General features: G+C 62.1%; 23 protein-coding genes, 1 pseudogene and 1 riboswitch. Of the genes and pseudogenes, 7 read left to right on the forward strand and 17 right to left on the reverse strand.

The annotated features are described in order from the left end of the window. Positions 1-349: 349 nt before the first annotated feature. The 5 genes and pseudogenes from J4E53_RS15520 to J4E53_RS15535 form a co-directional block, all read right to left on the reverse strand. Positions 350-679 carry a DUF6124 family protein gene (locus tag J4E53_RS15520; RefSeq protein ID WP_092205611.1) on the reverse strand — a complete coding sequence of 110 codons (330 nt, stop codon included), beginning with the start codon at positions 677-679 and terminating at the stop codon, positions 350-352. A gap of 763 nt (positions 680-1,442) precedes the next feature. After that, positions 1,443-1,529: pseudogene (locus J4E53_RS30895) on the reverse strand (nucleoid-structuring protein H-NS); the annotation flags it as partial. Between the two features lie 226 nt (positions 1,530-1,755). Next, entirely contained in the window at positions 1,756-2,571 is an 816-nt protein-coding gene (gene cpdA, locus J4E53_RS15525; protein WP_103309049.1) for a 3',5'-cyclic-AMP phosphodiesterase, read from the reverse strand. 99 nt (positions 2,572-2,670) lie between these two features. Then, positions 2,671-3,123 carry a DUF1249 domain-containing protein gene (locus J4E53_RS15530; RefSeq protein WP_024618006.1) on the reverse strand — a complete coding sequence of 151 codons (453 nt, stop codon included), beginning with the start codon at positions 3,121-3,123 and terminating at the stop codon, positions 2,671-2,673. Then, on the reverse strand, positions 3,114-3,731 hold the full coding sequence (locus J4E53_RS15535) for an NUDIX domain-containing protein (RefSeq protein WP_060739445.1): 618 nt from the start codon (positions 3,729-3,731) through the stop codon (positions 3,114-3,116). The genes J4E53_RS15530 and J4E53_RS15535 overlap by 10 nt, the downstream gene beginning before the upstream one ends. Before the next feature lie 214 nt (positions 3,732-3,945). Here J4E53_RS15535 and J4E53_RS15540 point away from each other — a divergent pair, with 214 nt between their 5' ends. Beyond that, positions 3,946-4,689 carry a DUF3298 domain-containing protein gene (locus J4E53_RS15540; RefSeq protein WP_060739446.1) on the forward strand — a complete coding sequence of 248 codons (744 nt, stop codon included), beginning with the start codon at positions 3,946-3,948 and terminating at the stop codon, positions 4,687-4,689. On the opposite strand, the gene cytX is transcribed toward J4E53_RS15540, so the two are convergent. Both cytX and thiC read right to left on the reverse strand, forming a co-directional pair. Beyond that, positions 4,658-5,950: a putative hydroxymethylpyrimidine transporter CytX gene (gene cytX, locus J4E53_RS15545; protein WP_060739447.1), complete on the reverse strand. Its 1,293-nt coding sequence runs from the start codon at positions 5,948-5,950 to the stop codon at positions 4,658-4,660. The two genes, J4E53_RS15540 and cytX, sit on opposite strands and share 32 nt — an antisense overlap. A gap of 171 nt (positions 5,951-6,121) precedes the next feature. Continuing rightward, positions 6,122-8,011 carry a phosphomethylpyrimidine synthase ThiC gene (thiC, locus tag J4E53_RS15550; RefSeq protein WP_103309048.1) on the reverse strand — a complete coding sequence of 630 codons (1,890 nt, stop codon included), beginning with the start codon at positions 8,009-8,011 and terminating at the stop codon, positions 6,122-6,124. Positions 8,012-8,186: 175 nt separating this feature from the next. Further along, positions 8,187-8,292, reverse strand: a riboswitch (TPP riboswitch). A 154-nt stretch (positions 8,293-8,446) separates the two neighbouring features. Between thiC and J4E53_RS15555 the strand changes: the two genes are divergently transcribed. Next, a complete protein-coding gene (locus tag J4E53_RS15555) occupies positions 8,447-9,886 on the forward strand; it encodes a TolC family outer membrane protein (protein WP_103309046.1) in 1,440 nt (479 codons plus the stop codon). Positions 9,887-10,069: 183 nt separating this feature from the next. On the opposite strand, the gene waaA is transcribed toward J4E53_RS15555, so the two are convergent. Together waaA and J4E53_RS15565 are read right to left on the reverse strand one after the other, a co-directional pair. Continuing rightward, on the reverse strand, positions 10,070-11,344 hold the full coding sequence (waaA, locus tag J4E53_RS15560) for a lipid IV(A) 3-deoxy-D-manno-octulosonic acid transferase (protein WP_060739450.1): 1,275 nt from the start codon (positions 11,342-11,344) through the stop codon (positions 10,070-10,072). Between the two features lie 22 nt (positions 11,345-11,366). Further along, entirely contained in the window at positions 11,367-12,257 is an 891-nt protein-coding gene (locus J4E53_RS15565) for a LysR family transcriptional regulator (protein WP_060739451.1), read from the reverse strand. A 103-nt stretch (positions 12,258-12,360) separates the two neighbouring features. On the opposite strand from J4E53_RS15565, the gene J4E53_RS15570 reads away from it, so the two are divergent. The 4 genes from J4E53_RS15570 (at position 12,361) to J4E53_RS15585 (ending at position 15,893) form a co-directional block, all read left to right on the forward strand. Next, positions 12,361-12,693 (forward strand): multidrug efflux SMR transporter, encoded by a 333-nt coding sequence (locus J4E53_RS15570; RefSeq protein ID WP_014336267.1) that lies wholly within the window; start codon positions 12,361-12,363, stop codon positions 12,691-12,693. 215 nt (positions 12,694-12,908) lie between these two features. Then, positions 12,909-14,084, forward strand: coding sequence for an FAD-binding oxidoreductase (locus J4E53_RS15575; protein ID WP_103309045.1), 1,176 nt, complete (start codon positions 12,909-12,911; stop codon positions 14,082-14,084). Continuing rightward, on the forward strand, positions 14,081-14,893 hold the full coding sequence (locus J4E53_RS15580) for an aldo/keto reductase (RefSeq protein WP_060739453.1): 813 nt from the start codon (positions 14,081-14,083) through the stop codon (positions 14,891-14,893). The genes J4E53_RS15575 and J4E53_RS15580 overlap by 4 nt, the downstream gene beginning before the upstream one ends. Before the next feature lie 34 nt (positions 14,894-14,927). After that, positions 14,928-15,893: a hypothetical protein gene (locus tag J4E53_RS15585; protein WP_060739454.1), complete on the forward strand. Its 966-nt coding sequence runs from the start codon at positions 14,928-14,930 to the stop codon at positions 15,891-15,893. 147 nt (positions 15,894-16,040) lie between these two features. Here J4E53_RS15585 and hldE read toward each other — a convergent pair whose 3' ends face one another. From hldE to J4E53_RS15610, 5 genes are all read right to left on the reverse strand, one after another. Then, the gene (gene hldE, locus J4E53_RS15590) at positions 16,041-17,462 is read right to left on the reverse strand and encodes a bifunctional D-glycero-beta-D-manno-heptose-7-phosphate kinase/D-glycero-beta-D-manno-heptose 1-phosphate adenylyltransferase HldE (RefSeq protein ID WP_072407151.1); all 1,422 of its coding nucleotides are present in this window, start codon (positions 17,460-17,462) and stop codon (positions 16,041-16,043) included. A gap of 99 nt (positions 17,463-17,561) precedes the next feature. After that, positions 17,562-18,170 (reverse strand): adenylyl-sulfate kinase, encoded by a 609-nt coding sequence (gene cysC / locus J4E53_RS15595; RefSeq protein WP_103309043.1) that lies wholly within the window; start codon positions 18,168-18,170, stop codon positions 17,562-17,564. Then, entirely contained in the window at positions 18,163-18,867 is a 705-nt protein-coding gene (locus J4E53_RS15600) for a sulfotransferase family 2 domain-containing protein (RefSeq protein ID WP_060739457.1), read from the reverse strand. Before J4E53_RS15600 ends, cysC begins: the two co-directional genes overlap by 8 nt. Before the next feature lie 328 nt (positions 18,868-19,195). Then, positions 19,196-21,001, reverse strand: coding sequence for a lipid A export permease/ATP-binding protein MsbA (gene msbA / locus J4E53_RS15605; protein WP_060739458.1), 1,806 nt, complete (start codon positions 20,999-21,001; stop codon positions 19,196-19,198). A gap of 15 nt (positions 21,002-21,016) precedes the next feature. Then, positions 21,017-22,189, reverse strand: coding sequence for an O-antigen ligase (locus J4E53_RS15610; protein WP_103309042.1), 1,173 nt, complete (start codon positions 22,187-22,189; stop codon positions 21,017-21,019). Between the two features lie 107 nt (positions 22,190-22,296). On the opposite strand from J4E53_RS15610, the gene J4E53_RS15615 reads away from it, so the two are divergent. Next, positions 22,297-22,902, forward strand: coding sequence for a toluene tolerance protein (locus J4E53_RS15615; protein WP_060739460.1), 606 nt, complete (start codon positions 22,297-22,299; stop codon positions 22,900-22,902). Here J4E53_RS15615 and J4E53_RS15620 read toward each other — a convergent pair. From J4E53_RS15620 to J4E53_RS15630, 3 genes are read right to left on the reverse strand one after another with little or no spacing between them, the layout of a single operon-like run. After that, entirely contained in the window at positions 22,888-23,991 is a 1,104-nt protein-coding gene (locus J4E53_RS15620; RefSeq protein WP_103309040.1) for a glycosyltransferase family 4 protein, read from the reverse strand. The genes J4E53_RS15615 and J4E53_RS15620 overlap by 15 nt on opposite strands. Positions 23,992-24,039: 48 nt before the next feature. Then, positions 24,040-24,804 (reverse strand): hypothetical protein, encoded by a 765-nt coding sequence (locus tag J4E53_RS15625; RefSeq protein ID WP_060739462.1) that lies wholly within the window; start codon positions 24,802-24,804, stop codon positions 24,040-24,042. Positions 24,805-24,859: 55 nt separating this feature from the next. Further along, positions 24,860-25,816, reverse strand: coding sequence for a glycosyltransferase (locus tag J4E53_RS15630; RefSeq protein ID WP_103309039.1), 957 nt, complete (start codon positions 25,814-25,816; stop codon positions 24,860-24,862). Positions 25,817-25,836 lie beyond the last annotated feature (20 nt).

Below are 25,836 nucleotides of genomic sequence, written 5' to 3' on the forward strand. Positions count from 1 at the left end.
CTGCGCAATGCCTGCGTTCGGCCAGCGTGGTTAACGGGGCGCCGAGATCAACGTCCTCCGCGAGGCGGCCTGATAGCCGGCCTGGTTTAGGGTGATCGCGTTTCCCCTGTGGGAGCTAGCTTGCTCGCGATGGCGGTGGAACAGCTTGCATGAGCGTTGGATGTGCCGCCGTCTTCGCGAGCAAGCTCGCTCCCACAGTTGGATTCCGGCTAGAAGTACAGCCGCCAGAGACAGGTCGGCTATAAGCTTGCCTTTTCGTTCCAACATTAGGTTTGTGGCAACCGGCAGTTTTTGGGGGTGCTTCGCAACCCAAGGAGATGAGTGCCCCACACATTGCTTCCGCTCGGTGTTAGCGCGGATCGACGATGTCCAACGCCCGGTTCGCCAATAGCTCACTGAGCTCGACCATCTGCTGGATCCCCAGGGCGAAATGCCGACGCGAGCCTTCCAGGTCAAAGGTTAGGTCGCCAAGCATGGCGCTGGCGGAGGCCAGGGTTTCGCTGAGGTTGGCTAGGAGAGTTTCGGTGTCTGCGCTTTCCGCGACAAAGAACAGCTGGCTTGAGGGTTGTGTCTTTTTGGCTTGAGGCTTGGGGTCGAGATAATAATCGAGGGCGCGCTTGGCGGCTTCATCGTGCTTTTGGGAATCGGTTTCGGGGGGATTGGGTGTGGCTTTGAACATGATGCAGCTCCTGTTGTGTAGTGGAACCGCCATTTCCCGTTTCCAGGCGAGAAGGTGGCAGCTATGCGCGGGCTGGAAAACCGGAAGGAGCAAACCCGGCAGACTCGAAAGTCTCCCGCGCACAGCCGCCATAACGCAGAACTGCACACGCAAAAAAAGCGATGCAGTATCTCATGTGGCGCGCTGTTGCATGCTCACTTATCGGGTTTCCAGGCCCGACCGCTGAATTTTCAGCGACGGAAAAAGGTTACCGACAGCCCTTCCCACCCGGCAACCGCCAGGGCTCGTCGGAAAAATCTACTTGAATCAGAAAGTGTGTCCGACCATTCCCACAAAGCTTGGTCGGCTGTAAGGCCGCCATCGCGAGCAAGCTCGCTCCCACACAGGTTTTTGGTCGTTTATAAGGTCAGTGTCCACCGCCGATCCCGGTGGGAGCCGAGCTTGCTCGCGATGGCGGTAGGTCTGCTTGCATCAATGCTGAATGTACCGCCGCCTTCGCGAGCAGGCTCGCTCCCACAATTGGACTGAGTACACCTGCAAGAGCAGGTCGGCTATCAGGCCGCCTCGCGAGCAAGCTTTGCTCCCACAGGTCCAGCTCAAACAAGTCTGATAGGTGTACACCCCCGCAAGAGCCAGGCCGGCTATCAGGCCGCCTCGCGAGCAAGCTTTGCTCCCACAGGTCCAGCTCAAACAAGTCTGATGGGTGTACACCCCCCGCAAGAGCCAGGCCGGCTATAAGGCCGCCTCGGCGGGCTTTTGATCTGGGGGCCCCGTTGACCACGCTGGCCGAACGCAGGTATTGCGCAGTGGGCACCTCGGCATGGATGCCGAGGTAGCCGCGCTGGGCCATGGATGGCCCTTCGCGGCGGCCCACGGAGTAATGCCGGAGTGAGGGCACACCGAGCCTAGGCGAGGTGCCGAGTGGTGGGGCAAAGACCTTTTGGTTACTTTTGGGGCGTTTGCCAAAAGTGACCCGCTGTAAGAGCGGAACCGTCAGCAGCCGTTACCGCAGCAATGGATATGTACTCAATCAGACCGCCATCGCGAGCAAGCTCGCTCCCACAGTTGGGCCAAACTCAGTACCCTTTGGACTCATAGTCAGGGGTAAACGCAAACCCAACCACTCGCTCAACCCCCGTCTCCAACCGCCCATCCGGCCAAAGCCGCAACCACCGATACCCCGGCGCCTGCGCGCCCACCGCAAAATCCTCACTCCCCGGCTCAAACTGAATACAAGTCGAAGGCGAAGCCAACAAACGAACCCCCTCGCGCACCCGATCGACCTCCTGATGCACGTGCCCCCAGAGCACCGCCCGCACCTGTGGAAACCGATCCAACACCGCAAACAAAGCCTCCGGATTACGCAACCCAATCGGCTCCATCCACGCACACCCAATCGAAACAGGATGATGGTGCAGACACACCAGATGATGCCGCTCCGGCGCCTCGCTCAGCGCATTGGCCAACAGAATCAACTGCTCCTCGGCCAAAAAACCCGGCACCGAACCCGGCACGGCCGAGTCCAGCATCGTCACCCGCCAATTGCCGATGTCCACCACCGGATCGAGCAACGCACTCTTGACCGCCGCCTCGAGCATCACCCGCGGCTCATCATGGTTACCGGGAATCCACCGCGCTGGCGCATCGATTCGTGCAGTCAACTGGCGAAACGCCGCGTAGGACTCCAGCGTGCCGTCCTGGGACAGATCCCCCGTGGCGAGCATCAGGTCAATGTCCGGCTGCTGCTTGAGCACCAGATCGATGACCGCCCGCAAACTGTCACGGGTATTCATGCCCAGCAACGAGGCATCGGCCTCGGCGAACAAATGGCTATCGGACAGTTGGACCAACAACGCCGCGTCGGCAGTGGTCAAGCTGGATACGCTCGGCAAATCGCTCTCTCCCAGGCGCAATCACGCCGTTGCATGAAGCCGCAATTATGCTGGGGGACGATCGAAAGGGGAAACCCGCGAACCGGAACCGGTTCACAACTACCGAACGACTTCGAACTCGTGGCCCAGCGCCAGGCAATGACTCAGCCACTCGCCCAGGAACAGGTTCAACTGGGCCTTTTCATCCGGCTGGTGCATCGAGGCATTGGGATAAGGATAGATGCCACGAAAGCGTCGTGCATGCTCGGCGCTGACGACTTCGGCCATGCGTGCATCGTGATAGACCTGAACCTCCAGCTGTGGCACCGGCAACCAGGGCAAGCTGTGTTCCTGGCGCACCTGCAAGGTGGTGGTGTAGGGACAGGTCTGCAGCACTTCCAGGGCCAGCACGCCGAGCATCTGGTCGCCGTGGGTCACGGCGATGCGGCGCGGCAACGGGTCGTTGCGCATGTCCGGCAACAAGCGCATCAGGCGGGCGTAGTTGGCCTCGCAGGCGGCCTGCAACCCCACCAGATCGACGCGATAGCGGTCGCGCAGCTTGTTCAGGACCATAGCCCCCTCACTTCATCGCGATTCAAGGCCAGCCATTGCAAGGCAATGATGCTGGCCGCGTTGCAGATACGCCCGTCGCGCACGGCTTGCAAGGCATCTTCGTAGGCCCAGACCTTCACCCGAATGTCTTCGGCTTCTTCCAGAAGGCCATGCAGGCCGCCTGCCCCCGTGCTGTCGCAACGCCCCAAGAACAAATGTACGAATTCATTGCTGCCGCCTGGCGATGGAAAATACTGAGTCATCGGCCAAAGCGCAGCGAAGACAAGCCCAGCTTCCTCCTGCGCTTCGCGATGAGCAACTTCTTCCGGTTGTTCATCCTTGTCGATCAGGCCGGCCACCAGTTCCACCAGCCAGGGGTTGGTGGTCTTGCCAATGGCCCCCACGCGAAACTGCTCGATCAGCACCACTTCATCGCGCTGCGGATCGTAGGGCAGCACGCACACCGCGTCATGACGCACGAACAGTTCACGACTGATCTCACGGCTCATGCCACCGGCAAACAACTCGTGGCGCAAGACGAGGCGGTCGAGCTTATAGAAACCCTTGAAGCAGGTTTCACGCTTGACGATGTCCACGGTGTTCGGTGCGGCGTTGGCGAAGTCGGTCATGACAATCCTCGTGTGCAATGGATCAATACGAGGTTCCAACCTCGGCTTCGCGCCATCCTAACGCGCCCGTACCCTTTGATGCAGCCCCTTTCCGGTGATCGGGATGGACGGCTGCGCTGAAAATCACTCTAATGAGCTTAGTGGCGAACTGATTGCCTTGCCGACAGTCGAAGCGGGTAACTTTTTGCCTTTCCGTGTTTCATGAAGGACGCCCATGTCGCTTTTCAAAACCGCCTCCGTGGCTGCCATTGCCCTGACCCTGGGCGCTTGCCAAAGCCTGTTCCAACCCAACTATCGCGCACCGCTGGAGACCACCCGCGACGCTTCGGAACAATTGCAGCCTGGCTGCGCCAGCGCCGACTGCCCATTGGTGAACATCGATACCCTGCACTTTCCCACCGAGCCTGCCTTGGACGGCATCGTCGAAAAACGCCTGCTGCAAATGACCCGCACTCCGGACGCCCCGGTGGCACCGACGCTGGCGGCCTACCGCGAACAGTTCTTGCGCAACGCCGCACCGCGCAACAGCAGCTATTTGCAGGCCAAGGTACGCGAGCAACATGACGGCCTGGTGATCATCGAATTGTCCAGCTACCTGGACACCGGCGGTGCCCATGGCACGCCAGGGCGCGGCTTCATCAACTATTCGCGCCAGCAGCACAAGGTGCTGACCCTGTCGGACATGCTGCTGCCTGGCCAGGAAGAAGCCTTCTGGAAAGCCGCGCAAGTCGCCCACAACAGTTGGCTGATCAGCACCAAGCTGGATCAGGAACCCGAGTTCCTGAAACAGTGGTCCTTCCAGAAAACCCCGCACGTGGCGCTGACCTACGGCGGGGTGATCCTCAAGTACGAAGTGAGCACCATCGCGCCGTACGCCCTGGGCCACATCGAACTGAAGATCGCCTATCCGCGCCTCAATGGCATCCTCAAGCCCGAGCTGTTCCCCGGCCGTAGCTGAAAGCCCGACCCAACAGCAGTTGCAGCAACCCTGCCAGAATCAGCGACGGCAGGGTTGCACCGACATCCGGATAGAGGTTGGCCAGCAAGTGATAAGTGCTCACCCCACCCAGCCAGGCCAACAGGGCCGGCCAGCGCAACGCGGCTGACACCACTTGGCTGCTGCGTTTGCGCAGGATGAAGTGGTCCACCAGCACCACGCCGAACAGCGGCGCAAACACCGAGCCGATCAGCAACAGGAAGTTCTGGTATTGCGCCAACGGTGCGAAGCAGGCGATCAAGGTGCAGATGACGCCAATCGCCAAGGCCAGGTGCTCGACCTTCAACCCCGACAGCATGCCGCTGGACACTGCCGCCGAGTGGATGTCGGCGAAGGCGTTTTCCGACTCGTCCAGCAGAATCAGCAGTAACGGAATGCCCAGCCCGGCACCGGCCAGGGCCAGCAGCAACGCGTTGACTTCACCGCTCGGCGCGAAGGCCAGGGTGTAGGCCACGCCCAGGCTCATCAGCCAGAAGTTACCGATGAAGAAACCCACGGCCGTGCCGCCGAAGACGTTCTTGGCGCGTTGGCCGAAGCGTGAGTAGTCGGCGATCAGCGGCAACCACGACAGCGGCATGGCAATGGCGATGTCGAACCCCACCGCCAGCGGCATTGAACCATCGCCCGCCTGGGCCCACAACGCGGCCAGGTCAGCCTTGGCGAACAGGTTCCAGGTCAACCAGATGCAGGCCGCCAGCAGTAACCAGATGCCCCACTTGCGCAGGACCTTGCGCACGAAGGTCAACGGCCCACTCACCGCGAGCAGGGTCGCCAGGGCGCCGAAGAACAGCGTCCACAGCAGCGGGTTCGAACCCAGGCTGCCTTCGCTGAAGGCCCGCGCGCCGAGCAAACTGGCGGCGTCACGCATGACGATGATTTCGAACGAGCCCCAGCCGATCAATTGCAGTAAGTTCAACACCGCCGGCACGCTCGCGCCCTTGCCGCCCAGGCTGAGCTTGAGGGCGGCCATGGCCGACAGGCCAGTGTCACTGCCGATCACCCCGACCGCCGCCAGCAGCAGGACGCCCACCAGCGTGCCGAGGAAGATGGCCAGCAACGAACCGCTCAGGCCCAGGCCCGGCGCGAGCAAGGCGCCGACTTGCAGGACCATCAGGCCGATGCCGAGGGAAAACCACAGGGAAAACAGATCGCGGGCGCCGAACACGCGCTTGTCCAGGGGGACCGCGGCGTCAGGGGAGTAGGTGCTGGGTTGGATGTTCAAGGGTTGTTATCTCAGAGGAATATTTGTTGTTTTTTTGGCCGCTATCGCGAGCAAGCTCGCTCCCACAAGGGATCACAGGTGCACACAGTTTTTTGTGTCCACAGTAGATCCCCTGTGGGAGCGAGCTTGCTCGCGATGAGGGCAGTGAAAACACCGCCCCCTCGGCTCACATCACACTTTCTTGTAAAGCTGACTACCTTCCTTCTTGAACCGCTCAGCCTGCTCCGCCAAACCTTGGGCAACGTCGACATCCACCGCTTCAATGCGCTGGTTGGCCGCGTACTCGCGCACTTCCTGGGTGATTTTCATCGAGCAGAACTTCGGCCCGCACATCGAGCAGAAATGCGCCACCTTGGCCGAGTCCTTCGGCAGGGTTTCGTCGTGGTACGAGCGGGCAGTGTCCGGGTCCAGGCCGAGGTTGAACTGGTCTTCCCAGCGGAACTCGAAACGCGCCTTGCTCAAGGCGTTGTCACGGATCTGCACGCCCGGGTGGCCCTTGGCAAGGTCGGCCGCGTGGGCGGCGATCTTGTAGGTGATGATCCCGGTCTTCACGTCATCCTTGTTCGGCAAGCCGAGGTGTTCCTTCGGTGTGACGTAGCAGAGCATGGCGCAACCGAACCAGCCGATCATCGCCGCACCGATACCGGAGGTGATGTGGTCGTAGCCCGGCGCGATGTCGGTGGTCAGTGGGCCGAGGGTGTAGAACGGCGCCTCGTCGCAGCACTCGAGCTGCTTGTCCATGTTCTCCTTGATCAACTGCATCGGCACGTGGCCAGGGCCTTCGATCATGCATTGCACATCGTGCTTCCAGGCGATCTTGGTCAGCTCACCGAGGGTTTCCAGCTCGCCGAACTGCGCTTCGTCGTTGGCGTCGGCAATCGAGCCCGGACGCAGGCCATCGCCCAGCGAGAAGCTGACGTCGTAGGCCTTCATGATTTCGCAGATGTCTTCGAAGTGGGTGTAGAGGAAGTTTTCTTTATGGTGCGCCAGGCACCACTTGGCCATGATCGAACCGCCACGGCTGACGATCCCGGTGACGCGCTTGGCGGTCATCGGCACATAGCGCAGTAACACGCCGGCGTGGATGGTGAAGTAGTCGACGCCCTGCTCGGCCTGCTCGATCAGCGTGTCGCGGAACAGCTCCCAGGTCAGGTCTTCGGCCACGCCGCCGACTTTTTCCAGGGCCTGGTAGATCGGCACGGTCCCGATCGGCACCGGCGAGTTGCGGATGATCCACTCGCGGGTTTCATGGATGTGCTTGCCGGTGGACAGGTCCATGACCGTGTCCGAACCCCAGCGGATGCCCCAGGTCAGCTTCGCCACTTCTTCTTCGATGGACGAACCCAGCGCGCTGTTGCCGATGTTGCCGTTGATCTTCACCAGGAAGTTACGGCCGATGATCATCGGTTCCAGTTCGGTGTGGTTGATGTTGGCCGGGATGATCGCGCGGCCACGGGCGATTTCATCGCGCACGAACTCCGGGGTGATGACTTTCGGCACGCTGGCGCCGAAGCTGTGGCCGGCGTGTTGCTGGTCCAGCAGGCCGGCGGCGCGGGCCACTTCCAGCTTCATGTTTTCGCGGATGGCGACGTATTCCATCTCGGCGGTGATGATGCCTTTGCGCGCATAGTGCATCTGGCTGACGTTGGCGCCGGGCTTGGCCCGACGCGGGTTGTTCACGTGGGCGAAGCGCAGCTTGGTCAGCTCGGGGTCGGCCAGACGCTCCTGGCCGAAGTTGGAACTCAGGCCCGCCAGGCGCTCGGTGTCGCCACGGGCTTCGATCCACGAAGAACGCACGTCGGCCAGACCTTTGCGCACGTCGATGATCACGTTCGGGTCGGTGTACGGGCCCGAGGTGTCGTACACCACCACTGGCGCGTTGATCTCGCCGCCGAAGTCGGTGGGGGTCACGTCGAGGCTGATTTCGCGCATGGGTACGCGGATATCCGGGCGGCTGCCCTGGACATAGATTTTTTGCGAGCGGGTAAAGGGCTGGACCGATTGCTCATCGACCTTGGCCGAATCGCTGAGGTTGGTCGCGTTTTTTGCTTTTGTCGTCATCACGGGCTCTCCAGACACACATCCAGGCAGTGGATTTTTGTCGGAGCGAACCTGTAGCGAATGGACACGTCCCTGCACGAAAGTGCGGACGCTGTGCTTGCTGTTCGAGGATGCTCGAAGATCGAAAGTCGATGGTCGAACAACATCCCGGACGAAGCACAAGAGGACTCGTCGGGTGACGAGAAATCTTGTTCCCTACGCAGGCGTTAACCTGATCAGGTTCAACGGGATCCGAAATTATTCGATCTCAGCCTCATAGCAAGGCACCCCGACAAGAACCCGGCCAGTCTAGACACAACCACCACAGAACGCCATCACTCGGGTAAAAGCCGTGATGAATGGCGCATATACAGGATTGTTGCCGTGCCTGCGCGCAACTACACTCGCTACGCCGCGCCTCTTGTGCGCAAACATTCGAGAAGTAGGGATCGCCTCATGCTGCGCAAACTTTCACTGGCCCTCGCCGTGTCTTGTGCGTCCAACGGAATGGCCTGGGCTGCCGAAGCGCCCCTGACCACCAAAACCGATCTGGTGAGTGTCTATCAGGAAGCGGTGGACAACAACGCCGACCTGGCCGCCGCCCGCGCCCAATACGGCGTCCAGAAGGAAGTGGTGCCCCAGGCGCGTGCCGGGTTGTTGCCCAACCTTTCGGCTGGCGCCGACCTGAACAACACCCGTACCGAGCTCGACCAGCCGGCAATGACCGCTACCCGCAGCGCCACGGTCTACCAGGCCACGCTGTCCCAACCGATTTTCCGTGCCGACCGCTGGTTCCAACTCCAGGCGGCCAAGTCCGTCAACGAACAAGCCTCGCTGCAACTGTCGGCCACCGAACAGAACATGATCCTGCAAAGCGCCGAGAGCTACTTCAATGTACTGCGCAGCCAGGACAACCTGGCCTCGACCAAGGCTGAGGAAGCGGCGTTCAAGCGCCAGCTCGACCAGTCCAACGAGCGCTTCGACGTGGGCCTGTCGGACAAGACCGACGTGCTGCAATCCCAGGCCAGCTACGATACGGCGCGGGCCAACCGGATCCTTGCCCAGCGTCAGGTCGACGACGCCTTCGAAGCCTTGATCACCCTGACCAACCGCCAGTACAACTCGCTCCAGGGCATCGTCCATACCCTGCCGATCCTGCCGCCGGCACCGAACGATGCCAAGGCCTGGGTCGACACGGCGGCCAAGCAGAACCTGAACCTGCTGGCCAGCAACTACGCCGTTGATGCCGCCGAAGACACCCTGCGCCAACGCAAGGCCGGTCATGCGCCGACCCTCGATGCGATCGCCCAGTACAAGAAAGGCGACAACGACGGCCTCGGCTTCACCAACCCGAGCCCGACCGGGCAGCGCTATGGCGGTGATGCCGAGCAACGCACCATCGGTTTGCAATTGAGTATCCCGATCTACAGCGGCGGGCTGACCAGTTCCCAAGTGCGCGAGTCGTACTCGCAGCTCACCCAGACCGAACAGCAACGCGAAGGCCTGCGCCGGCAGGTGGTGGAAAACACCCGTAACCTGCACCGTGCGGTCAACACGGACGTGGAGCAGGTCCAGGCCCGGCGCCAGTCGATCATCTCCAACCAGAGCGCGGTGGAAGCCACGGAAATCGGCTACCAGGTGGGCACCCGCAACATCGTCGATGTGCTCGATGCCCAGCGGCAGCTGTACACCTCGGTGCGCAACTACAACAACGCCCGCTACGACTACATCCTCGACAACCTGCGTCTGAAGCAAGCGGCCGGGACGTTGAGCCCGGCGGACCTGCAGGACCTGTCGCGCTACCTCAAGCCCGACTACAACCCCGACCGCGACTTCCTGCCGCCGGACCTGGCCCAGGCAGCGGCACAGCAGTTGCGCTCGCGGCCGGCGCAGTGAAAAACCTGTAGGAGCATGGCTGTAGGGTCAGGCCTTTTGAAGTAGAACTGTGGGAAGCAAGGCCTGTGGGAGCAAAGCTTGCTCGCGATGCAGGCACTGCGGTTTAAGCAAAGACCGGGTTGCATCCATCGCGGGCAAGCCTTGCTCCCACAGACTTTGCACCCACAGGCCTTGCCCCACCACTCAGCCGAGCAACCGCCCCAACCCCTCCAGCAACCGCTGCAACGCGCCCTGGTTGGTGCGCATCACCTTCAGCCCTGCCTCGGCCATGCGCTGGGCGTCGCGGGGCAGTTCGAACAGACGCTGCACCGCCAGGGCCAGGCTCTCGGCATCTTCCACTTCCGCCAGCGCTCCGGCTGCACGCAGTTGCGCGGCGATTTCGAGGAAGTTGAACAGGTGCGGCCCACTGAGCACCGGTTTCGCCAGGGCCGCCGGTTCGAGCAGGTTGTGCCCACCGTTGGGCACCAGGCTGCCACCGACAAACGCGCTGTCGGCCAACGCGTAGAGAAACAGCAGTTCGCCCATGGTGTCGCCGAGCAGCACCGAAGCCTGGGCGGTAACCGGCTGGCCGCTGGAGCGCCGCACCGTGACCAGGCCTTCGTTTTCACACAACTGGTGCACTGAGTCGAAGCGCTCGGGATGACGCGGCACCAGGATCAGCAACGCATCGGGATAACTGTCGAGCAGCCGACGGTGAGCAGCGAGTACCACTTCGTCTTCACCTTCATGGGTGCTGGCGGCGATCCACACCGGGCGCTCGGTTGCCTGCCACTGGCGGCGCAAGGCGCTGGCGTCTTCGAGCAGTTGCGGGTCGATGGTCAGGTCGAACTTGATGGAGCCGGTGACCTCGACGGTTTCCACCCGGGCGCCCAACTGGCGAAAACGCTCGGCTTCGGCTTCGGTCTGTACGGCGAACAGGCTCATCTCGGCGAGCATGGGCCGGGTGAGCTTGGGAAAGCGTGCATAACCCCGGGCCGAACGCTCCGACAACCGCGCGTTGGCCAGGGCCACCGGAATGCCGCGCCTGGCGCATTGGTGAATGTGATTGGGCCACAGCTCGGTTTCCATGATCACCGCCAGGACCGGGCGGACCCGGTCGAGAAAACGCTTGGCGGCACAGGGCAAGTCGTAAGGCAGATAACAGTGCTGGATGCGCGGCTCGTTGGCGAACATCGCCTGGATCCGTTCCGACCCGGTGGGCGTCATGCAGGTGACGGTGATGGGCAACTGTGGATAACGTTGCAGCAAGGCGCGGATCATCGGCGCGGCGGCAATGCTCTCGCCCACCGACACCGAGTGGACCCAGATCCCCCCAGGCACCAGGGTCGGCAGCCCCCAGGAAAAGCGCTCGCCGATGCGCCGGGCATAAGCCGGCGCCTTGCGTGCCCGCAGCCACAGCCGAATCGCTACCAGTGGCAGCCCCAGATAAAACAACGCGCTATAGAGAGTTCTGTTCATGGCGGCGGAGTTTATCGGTTTTTCAGCCGATCGCCTGCAACTGCACGGCAAAACGTTCCGCCAGCCAACGGGCCGCCGGCCCCAGGGGTTCGTCGCGGCGCCAGACCAGTTCCACCACCAGGGCCGGCGGGGTCCATTCGCTGCTGAGTTCGACCATGTCCCCCAGGTACGCCGGGTACTGCACCACGTGCCGTGGCAGCCAGGCCCAGCCCAGGCCACTCCTCAGCCACTCGGCCAACACATAGAAACTGTCGGCCCGCCAGACCTGCGGGCTGGCCTGCTCGCTACCGGGATAGACGCTGGACTGGGTCGCCATCAACAACTGGCGGTGCCGAGCCATTTCCCGGCAGGTGACATAGCCATGGTTCGCCAGGGGATGGTCCCGGCCGCACACCGTGACCATTTCGACGCTGCCCAGTACCCGGCGCTCCAGCGCCTCAGGGATCTGGTCGTGATAGAACAGCAAGCCGAGGTCGGCGCGCCGCTCCACCAGTTTGCGCGCCACGTCGCCCTGGGCGGCGCTGGCCAGTTGCACTTCGAGGGTGGGAAATTGCTCGGCCAGGGCCGCCAGACTGTCGATGACCGGTTGATAGGGCATGGCTTCATCCTGGGCCAGGCGCAGCGACGCTTCCTGCCCGCGCATCAAGGCCAGGGCCCGACCGTTGAGGCGCTCGCACTGGCGCAGCACTTCCCTGGCTTCTTCGAGCAGGGCTTCACCCGCGTCGGTGAGCCTGGGCTGGCGGCCGCTGCTGCGCTCGAACAGGCTCACCCCCAAGTCGTCTTCCAGCAAGGCGATCGCGCTGCTGATGGCCGATTGCGCCTTGCGCTGGTCCCGGGCCACGGCGGAAAACGAACGTTTCTCGGCGACCCCGACAAACAGCCGCAATTGCTCCAGGTTCCACTGTACGTTCATGGCTCAACCTATCTCCATTACAGATAGGTAATGACTTTACCGCATCTGGGCGATCTCTAGAATGACCCCATCGAAAGACGCAACCGTCAAAGAGGAACTGCCCATGAACGCCTACTACTACCTGGCCATCGCCATCTGCGCCGAAGTGATCGCCACTGTTTCGATGAAAGCGATCAAGGGCCTGAGCACACCCCTGCCCTTACTGCTGGTCGTCGTCGGCTACGGCACCGCGTTCTGGATGCTGACGCTGGTGGTGCGCACCGTACCGGTGGGCGTGGCCTATGCGGTCTGGGCCGGACTGGGGATCGTCATGGTCAGCGTGGCGGCGCTGTTCATCTACGGGCAGAAACTGGACGTGCCTGCGATGCTGGGGATGGCGCTGATTGTGTTGGGGGTGGTGGTGATCCAGCTGTTTTCCAAGACCGCCGGGCACTGAAAACACACTGATCATTAAACTGGAATACTTTTGTGGCGAGGGAGCTTGCTCCCGCTGGATCGCGAAGCGGTCCCATTTCTAGTGGGCGCTTCGCACCCAAGCGGGAGCAAGCTCCCTCGCCACAGGTTTATCGCCATCGCGATTGATCACCAACAAAATCCCATCCCTATCGAGTCTGTATACTGCGCCCTTGTCTTGAACACTGAGGTCGCTGCATGCCATCCGTTATTTCCACCGACATCCTGATTGTCGGCGCCGGAGTCGCCGGCCTCTGGCTGAACGCGCGCTTGCGCCGCCTGGGGTTTTCAACCGTGCTGGTGGAAAGCGCCAGCCTCGGTGGCGGGCAGAGTGTCAAATCCCAGGGCATCATCCATGGCGGCGCCAAGTATGCCTTGCATGGCGCCCTGACCGGGGCCTCGGAAGCCATCGCCGACATGCCGCGCCGCTGGCGCGAAGCCCTGAAGGGTGACGGTGAACTGGACCTGTCCGGCGTGCGCATGCTGTCCGATGCCCATTACCTCTGGTCCCCCGGTACCCTGGCCGGCAACCTCACCAGTTTCTTTGCCAGCAAGGCCGTGCGCGGACGGGTCGACCAGGTCAAGGGCGACCAATTGCCGCCGGCCCTGCAAGACAAGCGCTTCAAGGGCAAGGTCTATCGCCTGGCCGAGCTGGTGGTGGATGTTCCCAGCCTGATCGAGCGCCTGGCGGAACTGGCCGGCGACAGCCTGCTGGCCGGGCAGCGCATCGAGCCACTGCGCGAAGCCGGTGAATGGGTCGGACTGAGGGTCGACGACCGTGAGATTCGGGCCCAGCGCATTGTCTTCAGCGCGGGCGCGGGCACCGCTGACCTGCTCAAAGCCCTGGGCCTGGACAAACCGGCCATGCAGACCCGGCCGTTGCACATGGTCCTGGCCAAGGGGCCGAGCCTCAAGCCGCTTTACGCCCATTGCCTGGGCGGCGGGCCGAAGCCACGCGTCACCGTGACCACCCACCCGGCCGCCAATGGCCAATGGGTCTGGTACCTGGGGGGCGACCTCGCCGAAGGCGATGCCATCGCCCGAGAGCCTGCCGAGCAGATCGCCGTCGCGCAGAAAGAACTGGGCCAATTGCTGCCCTGGATCGACCTCAGCACCGCGCAATGGGCCACGTTGCGGGTTGACCGCGCCGAGCCATTGCAGTCGGGCCTGACCCGCCCGGACAACGCCTTCCTCGCCGAGCAGGATCGCCTGCTGGTGGGCTGGCCGACCAAACTGGCCCTGGCGCCGGACTTCGCCGATCGGGTGGTCAACGCGCTGCAACGCGATGGCATCCAGCCCAGTCACCCGGCTCCGCTGCCGGACCTGCCGAAGCCGCCCATGGGCGTGCCTGCCTGGGAGCAACTGCTGCCATGAGCCAAGCGACCCTGCATGACCTCTATCGCCCTCTGGGCCATGACGGCCCGCGGGTTTCCCCCCTGGGCCTGGGCACCGTCAAGCTGGGCCGCGACCAGGGCGTCAAATACCCCAACGGCTTTCAGATTCCCGATGACGACGAAGCGCGCATGTTGCTCAAACTCGCGCGCGACCTGGGGATCAATCTGATCGACACCGCACCGGCCTATGGTCGCAGCGAAGAACGCCTCGGCCCGCTGTTGCGCGGCCAACGTCACGACTGGGTGATTGTCAGCAAGGTCGGCGAAGAATTCAGTGACGGCCAGTCACGCCACGACTTCAGTGCCGCCCATACCCGATTCTCGGTGGAACGCAGCCTCAAGCGCCTGGAAACCGACTACATCGACCTGGTCCTGGTGCACTCCGACGGCAACGACCTGGCGATCCTCAACGACAGCGAGGTCTACCCGACCCTGGCGGCGCTCAAGCGTGAAGGCAAGATCGGCGGCTTCGGTTTTTCCGGCAAGACCGTCGACGGCGGCTTGAAGGCCCTGGAGCAAGGCGATTGCGCGATGGTCACCTACAATCTGAACGAACGAGGCGAAAAGACGGTCATTGACTACGCCAACGAACACGGCAAAGCGATCCTGGTGAAAAAGGCCCTGGCCAGCGGCCACGCCTGCCTGAGCCCCGGGGTAGACCCGGTTCGTGCCAGTTTCGAACTGTTGTTTGAGCATCCTGGGGTCGCCAGTGCTATTGTCGGCACCATCAATCCGCTGCACCTCGCCCATAACGTCGCGACCGTAGCCACGGTCCTGCGTAAACGCTGACGCCGCCCTACGCGGCCTGAAGGAAGGAGCCGACATGCCGCGTACGCTCATCAGAAAGAACCCCAGCAACTTCAAGACCCTGCCCCTGTTCGTCGAAGCGACCCCCGAAGGCCTGACTTACCAGAGCGTCGGGATGCCGCTGAATTTTGCCCAGACCTTGCAGCGCCGCCGCCCTGTCGCAGTGGCCGATGCCGAGCGTTTTTCCCTGGAGCTGGCGAACCTGGGCGTCTCGGTGCGCCTGACCCTGCATTGGCAGAACCGCGACTATTGGGTGCTGGTACGCCAGCGTCGGCAGGATCGCGGCGACGTGGTGCTCAAGCTGATTTCCGGCTACGTCCCGGCCCATGAACTGAACCTGCCGCTGCTCACCGCCATCAGCGAGATCGCCGAAGAATGCCTGCTGGAAACCCCTGAAGGCTGGCTGGGCGGGCGCTTCAACGACACCTGGCTGCCAGCCCCCTACGCCACGGCCTTGCACTACCGCGAGGCCTTGCCGTTTCGCCTGACGCCCCTGTCGGGCTCGGCCCGCCCGGTGCGCAGCGCCAACCTGCAACTGATCGAACGGCCACGGGCCTACGTGCACCTGCCGACGGCATCCCTGCAATTGATCTATGACTTGCGCCTGGACGTGCCCAAGGAAGCCAAGTCCCTGAGCCTGTTTCACGTCGATGAGCGCCTGGAAGGCGATCAGTTGGTGGCACGCCTGGACCGCAAGCGACCGGACCTGTACCTGATGCCGCTGCAGGATGGGCAGCCCTTGCCCGAGCTGTATACCTTGAAAAAGGATCAACTGTACCCGGCCAGCACCCGGGGGCTGTACCTGGCGGAAAGTTTCGCCCGGCAGGACGGCTGGCTGGTGCGTGACGAGCGGATTCGCTGGAAGGACTGGCTGCGCCAGCAAGGGCTGACGCCACCGGGCAAGGAGTCGAGCCTGACCCGGCTCAAGGGCAAGGCCCGGCAGTTGCTCAAGAAGATCGTGCCGCGCAAGGTGGCTCGTTAGGCCTGATGCCCATTTTCTGGCTGGACAATGGGCCCTGTGGGAGCGAGCTTGCTCGCGATGGCGTTGGATCATTCAGCCTCGATTTGGCTGACACACCGCTATCGCGAGCAAGCTCGCTCCCACAGGTTCTGCGCTTTGCCTGACGCATCAGTTGTTGCGGATCTTCTCCACAATCGCCGTCGTCGAGCTGTTTTCCACCAGCCCCAATACCTTCACGGTACCGCCGTAGGCCGCGACGATGTCCGCGCCGACGACCTGGTCGATCCCGTAGTCACCGCCCTTGACCAGCACATCCGGCTTGACCTGGCGCAGCAGGTTTTCCGGCGTGCCCTCGCTGAAGCTGATCACCCAGTCCACTGCGCCCAGGCCGGCCAGGACCGCCATGCGCCGGTCGACGCTGTTGATCGGGCGCCCCGGCCCTTTGAGACGGCTCACGGAGGCATCATCATTGACCGCGACGATCAGGCGATCCCCCTGGGCCCTGGCCTGCTCGAGGTAGGTCACATGGCCGGCGTGCAGGATGTCGAAGCAACCGTTGGTGAAGACGATGCTCTCGTTGTGGGCACGGGCGTCATCAACGGCCAGCAGCAGTTGCTCCAGGCCCAGCACGCCGCGCTCGGAGCCTTCCTCGCGCTGGATGGCGCGGCGCAGCTCGGGGGCGCTGATGGCTGCCGTGCCGAGCTTGCCGACGACAATGCCCGCCGCCAGGTTAGCCAGGGCGACCGCATGGGGCAGTTCCTCGCCGGCAGCGATCGCCGCGGCCAGCGTGGAAATCACGGTGTCGCCGGCACCCGTCACGTCGAACACTTCACGGGCACGGGCCGGCAGGTGCAACGCAGGGTGACCGGGGCGCAGCAAGGTCATGCCGTGCTCGCCACGGGTCACCAGCAAGGCGCCGAGGTCGAGGTCTTGCATCAGTTGCGCGCCTTTGCTCACCAGTTCGTGCTCATCGACGCAACCGCCGACGATGGTTTCGAATTCGCTGAGGTTCGGCGTGATCAGGCTGGCGCCACGGTAGATGGAAAAATCCTTGCCCTTGGGATCGGCCAGGACCGGAATGCCACGGGCACGGGCGGCCTGGATCAGCGCCTGGTGATTCTTCAGCGCGCCTTTGCCGTAGTCCGACAACACCAGGACCTTGACGCCTTCGAGCAAGTTGTCGACCTCGGCACCGAGGGCCAGGGGGTCGGTGGCGAAAGGTTCTTCGAAATCGATGCGCAGCAGTTGCTGGTGACGGCTCATGACCCGCAGCTTGACGATGGTCGGCTGGTGCGCAACGCGCTGGAATATCGCACGTACGCCTGCGCCCTTGAGGCTGTTGGTCAGGCTGTCGGCAGCCTCGTCGTCGCCGGTCACGCCCACCAGGGAGGCCGGTGCGCCGAGGGCAGCGATGTTCAGGGCAACGTTGGCGGCACCGCCGGGGCGATCCTCGATGTGCTCGACCTTGACCACCGGTACCGGCGCCTCAGGGGAAATCCGTGAGGTACCGCCATGCCAGTAGCGGTCGAGCATGACATCGCCGACCACCAATACAGGGGCTTGATCGAATCGCGGCATGGACAACTTCATGGAGCATCCCACATACAAAATGAACAGGGCCGCGATATTAGCACAGGGTTGGCGAAGGCTTGTCCATGGCTGCAACGCGAAGCCAGGACGTTCGCTCCATCAGATTTGCAGCAACGCCGAGAGCCGCGCACAGGCCTGGGCCAGCTCCACCTCGCTGGTATCGATCGCGCAGTCTGGCGCAAGGGGGGCCTCGTAGGGGCTGTCGAGCCCGGTGAAGTTCTTGATCCGCCCGGCACAGGCCTCGCGGTACAACCCCTTGGGGTCACGCCGGGCGCAGACGTCAAAAGGTGTACTCACATAGACCTCCACGAAGGTGCCCTCGGGAAACAACTGCCTGGCAGCTTCCCGGTCGGCACGAAACGGTGAGATGGCCGCAACGATGACGATCAGGCCGGCATCCACCATCAGGCGCGCGACCTCGGCGATACGGCGGATATTTTCCTTGCGGGACTCGGCATCCATGCCCAGGCCCCGGCACAACCCCTGGCGCAGGTTGTCGCCATCGAGCAGGGAGGTGTGCAAGCCCTGCTGGTTGAGCTGCACTTCCAAGGCATTGGCCAGGGTCGACTTGCCCGCCCCCGATAATCCTGTCAGCCAGATGCAGCGCGGCCGCTGGGCCTTGATGGCCGCCCGATCCGTCGGCGTGAGCGCCTGTGCATAAGGACGAATCTGCGCCTGCTGCATCGATACGTTTGACGTTTCATTCATAACCAAGCATCTCGTAATCACGTTGGTACACCCGCCGCACCAGTCGACGGGTCCGCACTGAGCAAATGTCCCTGACCGGCACCGTGGCGCGCTGCCAGCTATGGTTCACATGGGGCAACCTCGCGACCACCCCCAGGTGTTCGCACACTCGCTGATAGTCCCGGTCCAGATATTCCTGGTAGCCGATGAAGTCCATCGCCAGGTGGCCGAGGGAATCGATGAGGAAATCCGTCTGGGCGGCGAAATGCAATTGCCGGGTAATGTTCTCCGGGTGCAGCCATCGCGCGACGAAATCATCGAAGTCGCGGTATTGGCCCACCATCTTCTGCGCCGCCTGATCGCGCGCGCCCAACGTATTGCCCCGCAGGAAAGCATAGGCCGAATACGCGCGCTCCAGCGGATCGCGAACAAAGGCAAATTTGAAACTGGCGGCGTACTGCTGCGCAAACTGCTCTTCGTACCAATACAGCGGCAGGTGGCCCGGGCTATAGCCATCGAAAAGCCCCACGCAAACACTGCTGCCGGCGCATTTGGGCACATGGATGAACAGACAGGCGCGTTGGGCAAACGCCTCGGGAAAACGGCAATTGGCCGACATCGACTTGTTCACGACCTGTCGGTCGACAACCGACAGGCGCCCCAACAGAAAGGAGCGCTGCGACTTGGGCAGCAGCTTCCAGAGATAGCGTTGCAGCATTCAAACACCCGCGCGGGAGGGATGCCCCCCTCGATGACTGGAGTTGGTTCAGGAAAGTCCTGGAGCCAAACCTTAGCAGTCACGAATCGCGGATTTATTGTGGATTGGTCAACGCAGGTAAAGTTTTCGATACAAACTCAGTGGGAGCGAGCGGGCTCGCGATGGCATCGACACATTCAATACCATCGGCGCAGACACACCGCCTTCGCGAGCAAGCTCGCTCCCACATTGGTTCTGAGGTGCATGCAACATGTGTGTCCAACACCGGACCTGTGGGAGCGAAGCCGGCCGAGAGAAACAGGCCGGCTCATAGCCTGGGGCCTGGAACTCAGGCGATATTCTGGGCGGGAGCGTCCAGCCCCATGGCATGAAGACGCGCGTAGTAGCCGTTCTGCGCCAAGAGCTCGCCATGGGTCCCTCGTTCGACGATCCGGCCCTGGTCCATCACCAGGATCAGGTCGGCCTTTTCGATGGTCGACAAACGGTGGGCGATGACCAGGGTCGTACGGCCTTTCATCACCTGGTCCAGCGCAGCCTGGATATGCCGCTCGGATTCGGTGTCCAGCGCCGAGGTGGCCTCGTCGAGGATCAGCAGCGGCGCGTTCTTCAACAATGCCCTGGCAATGGCCAGGCGCTGGCGTTGGCCGCCGGACAACAGCACGCCGTTTTCGCCCACCTCGGTGTCCAGGCCATTGGGCAACTGCTCGATGAAGTCCATCGCATAGGCATCCCGGGCCGCCTTCTCAATGTCGGCCCGTGGCGCACCGGCCAGGTCGCCGTAGGCGATATTGTTGGCCACCGTGTCGTTGAACAGGGTGACATGCTGGGTCACCTGGGCGACATGACGACGCAGGTTACGCAGGCGGTAGTCTTCGATTTCCACGTCATCGAGCAGGATCTGGCCGACCTCGTGGTGATAGAAGCGCGGGATAAGGCTCGCCAGGGTCGACTTGCCGCTGCCCGAACGCCCCACCAGCGCAATCATCTGCCCGGGCGCCGCGCTGAAGCTGATGTCCTTGAGCACCTCGCGGTCAGCACCGGGGTAGGTGAAACTCAGGTTGCGCACGTCGAGACGACCGCTGACCCGTTCCTGCTCGACCGTCCCCCCGTCGACCTCCGGCTCGACGTCCAGTTGCTCGAAGATGCTCTCGGCACCGGCCACGCCTTTCTGGATGGTGGAGCTGACTTCCGAGAGTTGGCGAATCGGCTTGGGCAGCAAGCCGGCAGCCGTGATGTAGGCCACCAGGTCACCGGCCGTCGCGTCACCGCGCAGGAACAGCACCAGGAACATCAGGGCCGCCATGGCGGTGTAGATCACCAGTTGCAGCATCGGCGTATAGACCGCGCCGGTACGCGTCATGCGCAATTGCTTGTCGGTGTTGCCCTGGCTGGCGCTGGTAAAGCGCTGCTCTTCATAGGCCTCGCCGCCAAAGCTGCGCACCACGCGGTAGCCCTGGATGGTCTCGGAGGCAACGTGAGTCACGTCGCCCATGGCCACCTGGATCTTTTTGCTCTGCTTGCGGAATTTCTTGCTGGTACTGCTGACCATGACCGCGATCAGCGGCAGGATCGCCAACATCACCAGGGTCAGCTTCCAGTTCATCCACACCAGGTAGGCGAAGAGGAACACCACGGTGAGACCTTCGCGGATCACCACCTTGATGGCATCGGTGGCCGCACCGGTGACCATGGTCACGTTGAAGGTGATTCGGGAGATCAGGTGGCCGGAGTTGTGGGTGTCGAAGTAGCGATTGGGCAGCACCAGCAACTTCTTGAACAACTCGACCCGCAGGTCATGCACCAGCCCCAGGGAAACCCTGGCCAGGTAATAGTTGCCCAGGAACGAGCCCAGGCCCTGCCAGGCAGCGATCAGAATGATCAGCAGCGGCACCGCCATCAGCAGTTTCAAGTCCTTGAGGTACGGCACGTTGGGAAAGAGCACCGCATCGGGGTTGCTCAAGCCGTCGACGAAATATTTGAGAATCCCGGCCAGCATGGGCTGGGTCGAAGCAAATATCACGAAACCCAGGATACTCAGCAGAAAAATGCCCGCGTAGGGTTTGACGTATCCCAGCAACCGAAAATAGATCTTCAGGCTGGAATCCTGTTCCGCTTTGGGCGGTGCGTCACTCATCGTCGGGCTCACTGGTTAGGAAGAACGCGGAATTTTATCACAGCCACCGGCATTGGCCTGCGCCCAGGTCAAAACGCTGGCCAGGCCAATTGGCAGCCAGGTAATGAACCATTCGGCGCGAGGGGTTCCGGTCAGGCTCGCGGCATCGAACTGCATTGCCAGGAACGAAAACACCCACATGCCGAGCACGCCCCGGCCCAGCAGGCTTTCCCGGGCGCGCCAGGCTTCGCGCAACACCCCGAACCAGACAATGCACCACAGCAGCAGCCCCGGCAGCCCGAGTTGAATGGCGACATGGCTGAACAGATTGTGGGCGTGATCGAACTTGAGGCCGTGGCTGATAACCCGATAGTCGGCCGCCACGCCAAGACCACCCCATGGGCGTTCGGCAATCATGTGCAGGCTCGACATGAAAATCTCGGGCCGATAGGAAGCACCGCGCGCCATGACCAGCGGCTCGAGCAACCAGAAGGTCAGCATGGCCAGCACCAGGGTCGTGGCGGCGATAATCCGGACCCGCTGGTCCCGACAATAGAGCGGCATGGCCAACACACTGAGCAGCAAGGCCAGCGCAGCGCCGCGACTCTGGCTCGCCACCACGAATATCCCCAACAGCCCCAAGGCCCCGACCCAAAGCACTTGCAGCCCCATATGACGCGGCATCCAATGCAACATCCAGATCGCCGCTAACCCGATCACATAGCCGCCGAGGATGGGATGGGACAACTCCCCCAGCCCTTGCAGGCGCGCATTCCAAGGATGGTTCGTATACCCGTAGAAATAGATGATGGCCATCAAGGCCGTCAGCGCAAGCCCCAGGCCACCCCATTGCATGATGCGAATCACGCGTTCGGGTTGGCCGTTGGCAAAAATCGGGAAAAACAACAGGAACGCCAGGATGTAGATCAATCGCTTGCCTTCGCGGGCAGGCTCTGCCACTTCGGCCCAGGCCAGTGTCACCAGGGCCCAGGCCATCAGCGCCAGCAACGCCGTGTAGATCACGCGCTGGGCACGCCATAACTCTGCCAGCCGATGACGGGCCGGCCAGGCAAAGACGATCACCGGCAGCCAGACAAATGCAACCAACCCTTGTTGATAAATCTTGTTGGTCGGTGCCAGGGCTATCGCCAGCAAAAACCATAACAAGCCAAAGGCCATCCAGCCCTGTGCCCAACGTGTTGCCTGCATCTAACGCTCCTAAACGGTCTACCAGCCAAACCGGCATGGTGAAAACAAAAACTTTTGGGCATCATGGCCCGCCACGGCACCGGTTCTTTCAACAAGGTTTCCCTACGATGCAATCCTCACGGCTTCCCCAAGCCGCTTTGAATCAATTGATTGAAGGCGCCAGCATTCTGGAGGCCGACAGCTACGGCCCAAAAGTCTATCTGCTGCAGGATGGGAATATCCTCAAGCTGTTTCGCCGCAAGCGGCTGTTTTCTTCGGCCCTGCTAAGGCCTTATTCAACGCGATTCATCAATAATGCGGCCCGCCTGCAGAAGCTCGGCGTACCGACCCTCCAAGTGCTGGCCCTCTACAAACTGCAAAAACCCGGCATGACCGCCGTACTGTATCGACCGCTTCCCGGTAAAACCCTGCGTCAATTATCGAATCAGGAAAATTTCAGCTGGCAGCATACCCTTCCAGCACTTGTCGAGTTGATCCGCAGCCTGCATGCCAGCGGTATTTATTTTCGCTCGCTGCACCTGGGCAACATCGTTGTCACGCCTGAAAACCAACTGGGGCTGATCGATGTGGCCGACATGCGCTTCCTGCGTTCGCCGCTGCCACGCTACCTGGCACGTCGCAACTTGCAGCATTTCGCTCGTTATATTGCCCGAGAGAACCTGAACGAGAGCTTTCCGATGCAAGCATTGGAGAACGCCCTACTGGCTGCCTGAGATCAACTGCCGCGCGACCTGGCTGAAGCTCGACCAGGCCTCGTCAGGGGCCAGTGCCCGGTACTGGGCCGCGGCGACCGTATCGGCCGAAGCCTGCGCCGCTCGTTCGATCGCCTCGCTCCAGCCGCTTTCGTCGTTGGGCATCGCATACCAGCCGGTGTCGCCCAACTGCTCACGAAAGACCGCAAGTTCGCTGGCCAGCACCGGGACACGAGCCAGGACAGCCTCCTGGAGGGTCAGCCCAAGGCCCTCGTCCAGGGACGGGATCAACACCCAGTCAAATGCCCGATAGAGTGTCGCCACATCCTCCAGATGCCCGACCAGCAAGATCTTGTCGACCAGGTCCGGGCGGGCGATCCGCGCTTGCAGCGCTTCGCGCCTCGGCCCCTCGCCGACAATCACCAGGCGCCAATCGGGATGGTGGGCCGCTACCCGGCCAAAGGCCTCCAACAGACAGGCGAACCCCTTGCTGTCCACCAGCCGTCCCACCGCGCCAAATATGCGCATCTGCGGGCCAGGCAAACCCAGTCGGGCACGTGCCGCTTCGCGAGGCAACAGCGCGGCCTGGAATTGCGCCGGATCGAACGCGCTACGCAGCGCAGCGACCTGCATGCCCAACTCGTCCTGGAGCGATGTCGCCAGGGTCTGGGATACCGCTGCCAGGGTCAGGCGGGAGGCAGGGAAGCCGCGCAACAGTTCGCGACCCGAAGGATTGAGGCGTGTCGCACCATGGAAAATCACCACCACGCGGATCTGCGGCATAGCCTTGAGGACCGGCAACAAGGTACGGGCCACGCCGATGCCATCGAGCAATACCACCCGCGCATCGCTGTCGAGCAACGCCTGACGGAAACGACTGCGCATCAGGGGTTTGAGCAGGCGCCAGACGTGTCGGCCCTTGAGCCGGGCCGATGTCATATTCCACTCAAGCGTCGCCCCGACATCGATCTGGCAGGCAGCCGCCGTCCCCTGCAAGAGCCATGTCTTGACAGGCATCGCTGGTTCCATCCGCGAGAGAATCTGATTATGGACCTTGTGTACCGAAGCGAACGGTGCACCGCCCGCCCACATGACATTGATAATGCTCATCGAGCAGCAAACCTTTTATCGCGGACCAGGATTCATGCTTCGCGGCATTCAGTAGTTGATAAGCCAGCCAATACAGACTCCGAGCAAGAGAACCAAGGACAACTTGATCTGCTCGCGGCGCTTGCGGCGGGCCTTGCGCTGGCGCTCCACGGGCACTTCCACATGGACCCCGAATCCGGTATGCAAAACAGCATCCCCTTCGAGCGTGACCGCCGTCAAGTTCAGTTGGGCATAACGAAGCGACAAGGCTTTTTCACCGCCGAAACCGGCGAAAGGGGCACAAAGCCGATACTCCTTCAACCGCCGCAGGCCAGGATTGAGCGAGAAGCTTTGCCATTCGGCCTTGTCTGAAATCAATGGATAACAGGGCACGCCGCCAATGACTTCACGCTCGCCCAGGCGGATGTAGGGACTGTGTACGCACAAGTCGTAGACATAGTTGCGCAACCACACCTGAAGAACATCCGGTCGCTGCTCCAGGATCGTGCGCGAATCTTCCACGAACGCCGGACGATAGAACGCCCAGTCATCCTCACAATGAAAGATGTAAGCCGTCTTGACATGCTCGTACGCCAGGTCGATCGAAGCCAGTTGCCCCAGCTTCGGTCGATTGACGAAGGCCGTCGTGCGGTCCTTCCAGTGAGCGGGAATGACGGCATGCACGCCTTCGTCGCCGGCATCTTCGGTAATGAAGACCTCTCGGATCGGCGCGGTATTGAAACGGTCGAAGCTCTCCAGGGTCTGCTTGAGCAGATCGAGCCGGCCGCAACTGGTTACCACCAGGGTAATGTCACTATCGTCGGAAAACTGCACTGAAATACCATTTAGTCAAACGCCATCTGAACACCGGATGGCTCAACGGTTCGTATCAAACGCCCAGCTTCAGGCGCAATGTCTCCAGCAGACTCAACGGGGCACGAGGCCGCAGCGGCGGCGCCAATGCTTCAACGATTTTCTGCCCGATGCGCGCGAAACTGAACTGTTCCAGCGCCAGCTTCTGGCCGTTGTGCGCCACATTGCGCGCCAGCTCGGGGTCGGCGCGCAGCCGGGAAAGCTTTTCCTGGAGTTGCGGGATGTCACGGTACAACACCACGTTATGCATGTCCTGCAACCCCAGCGCCCGCGCCTCGTCGATGCCCTGATCGAACGCCAGCAGCACACAGCCGCAGGCCATGGCTTCGAAATTCTTGATCATGAATTCGCCCATGCCCACGTCGGCACTGACGAAAAAGCGGATACGGTTGAGGGTCTCGCAATACTCTTCGCCGGACTTGGTCCGGGTCACGACCAGTGGCTCAACCTGGCCAAGCTCATCCAGCAGCGCCTTGCGACCACTATAGGCCACACTGTTGGTGCTGCCGACGAAGGCCAACTCGATATCCCGTTCACGCCCCTGATCCCGCAACAACGACTGATCGTAGCCCTTGGGCACGAATACCGCATCGAAACCTTCGCCACGCAGACGTTCGGTCACCACGAAGCCGGAACTGATCACCCGTACCCACGGCAGGCGACGGTAATGCGCGCTGAATTTTCCGGTGTATTTGCACGGAATGTAATTCTGGTAGGCATCGTGCTCGAGGATCACCAGGTTGGGGATCGTGCGGATGAAGCCGGCCTGACGAATTTCCTGCTTGAAACGCAGGAAAAAAATGATCCGGTCATAGCGCGATACGTCCACATGCTGGCGGAAATACCCCCGCAGGTTGCGTTGTTCCTTGCTGTCGAGCCAGCGCAGGTCGCACTCGCAATGAGCGGCCACGCCTTCGTAGAGTCGGTCCAGGATGGCCCGCTGTTCTTTCTGCACCAGAAACAGAACTTTCATCGTTTTCCTTGCGGCACCGA

This window comes from Pseudomonas sp. FW305-28 (assembly GCF_017351395.1).
Taxonomy (GTDB): Bacteria; Pseudomonadota; Gammaproteobacteria; order Pseudomonadales; family Pseudomonadaceae; genus Aquipseudomonas; species Aquipseudomonas fluorescens_AA.